Source organism: Alicyclobacillus herbarius DSM 13609, from assembly GCF_000430585.1.
Classification (GTDB): Bacteria; Bacillota; Bacilli; order Alicyclobacillales; family Alicyclobacillaceae; genus Alicyclobacillus_G; species Alicyclobacillus_G herbarius.
On record NZ_AUMH01000056.1, the window covers coordinates 1 to 1,621 of the forward strand.

The following is a 1,621-nucleotide window of genomic DNA, read 5'->3' on the forward strand; positions in this document are numbered from 1 at the left end:
GTCGTACATCGACGTGTATGACAGGCAGATTGTGGGATACCATATCGGTTTAACCTGCGAAGCCAGACATGCCGTCGAGACGTTTCGAGCAGCACAGCGGAGTTCTACCGCCGTCATATCGAGACAGGGCTCGAGCCTAGACGCCCAGTGAGGGTGTGACGCACGTTGGTGCGTATCCCGGGCCTTTGCCCCAAACTGCCCAAGGCCAGAGGGCGGAGGGGCGGTCAAGGGGAACCGAAGGTTCAGCGACAGACGGCCCTTGAAGGACCGACGACCGATGGCAATTTGTGGCCTAGGGTAAAGGCCTCTTAAGAAAAACTGCGAAAGAGCTCAATATCGGGAGCAAGTGTCCAATCTACGGGTGTTAATAATCCGCTGAACGAGGCTATTTGCTCCATACACTTTGCCTACCAAGCCTAACGTCATCTCAACGCCAAAACACCATTTTCATCCAGAGGGCGAAGGTCCCCGCTTCGAGCATTATGTATCCGCCAACTACAATCAGGACAATGGGAATTATCAATTGACCACACTTTTCGATGAGTCGGCCGATCCACGGATTATGTACGATTTTGTACGCAATCCAGCACCATACGCCTGTTAGTATGAGAAAAATGATCAAGATGATTCCGTTGTAAAACCAGGGCCTCTGCATGAACAAAGGGATATATACACTGACGTTATCAATGCCGTTTCCGATCACGATGGCCATGACTTTGTAGGTGTTTAGATCCGTTAGCACGTTTCTGTAGATAGGAGTTTCTTCGTCCCTAGAGAAGAACATTTTTATGCCCATGTAGACGGGAACGATGCCCAGATGCCCCATCCAGGCCCTGGGGATAATCAAAGCTCCAAGTGCGCCTACGATACTGAGTACAATGAGGGTACTGATCCCCAAATACTGGCCGGCAACAATATACGCGTTCCTGTTAGCAAAGGTAGATTGTGAGAACAGGGCGGCAAGGACGAAGATGTCATCTATATTAGTAGCCGCAAACGATATACACCCCGTGAAAAGGGCTGAGTAGAAGGTACTCATCGTACGGCTGGCTCCCCCTTCGTAGGCAAAATGACCACACCCTCGTAAAACAAGAACATAAGTCATTGGCATAATGGCGGTCGGGTGGCATCGTCCGAGTTGGCCCCACCGTTATAGAAAATCAATTGAACTATTTGTCACGGACATCCCAGGAATGTTGCTTGTCTAATTTATGAATCAGAGTGTAAAATCAGAAGAGAGAAAACAATAGACTTCAGCATTCAATCAAAAGGGGATTGTAGCTCAGTGATAGCAGGGCGAGGAGGGTTGGGATTAGGTGACTTTCCGTTTATTCAACAGCATTCACTCGCCCTTTAGATATGATGAATTGGGAGTTTTCTAATAAGACTACCAAGGACGTCGGGGCCTGTATGCAGTTCCGGCATGAGATCGGGGTTTTGTTCAAAGGCTGTATGGAGGACCAAGTCCGAGATTGTGTGTAAAATCCCCTCTCCGGTAGACGGCACGTAATGTTTACAGTGAGGCGTTCAGACACAGATTCCGCGCCTAAGAATCGGCTCTTGACTGGAAACTCAATATCTTGCCTTGATACAGCAACCCTGCTCTCCGCCGTTCCCTTTA

Annotated in this window: 1 protein-coding gene; it reads right to left on the reverse strand. The window is 49.1% G+C overall.

Annotated elements, in window-relative coordinates; genetic code table 11:
- Positions 1-427 precede the first annotated feature (427 nt).
- The gene (locus H522_RS0116395; protein WP_026963134.1) at positions 428-1,039 is read right to left on the reverse strand and encodes a cadmium resistance transporter; all 612 of its coding nucleotides are present in this window, start codon (positions 1,037-1,039) and stop codon (positions 428-430) included.
- Between the last annotated feature and the right edge of the window lie 582 nt (positions 1,040-1,621).

What these genes read in the sequence shown, in the direction of transcription:
- H522_RS0116395 (WP_026963134.1), bottom strand. Translation starts at nt 1,039, where the DNA reads ATGAGTACCTTCTACTCAGCCCTTTTCACGGGGTGTATATCGTTTGCG.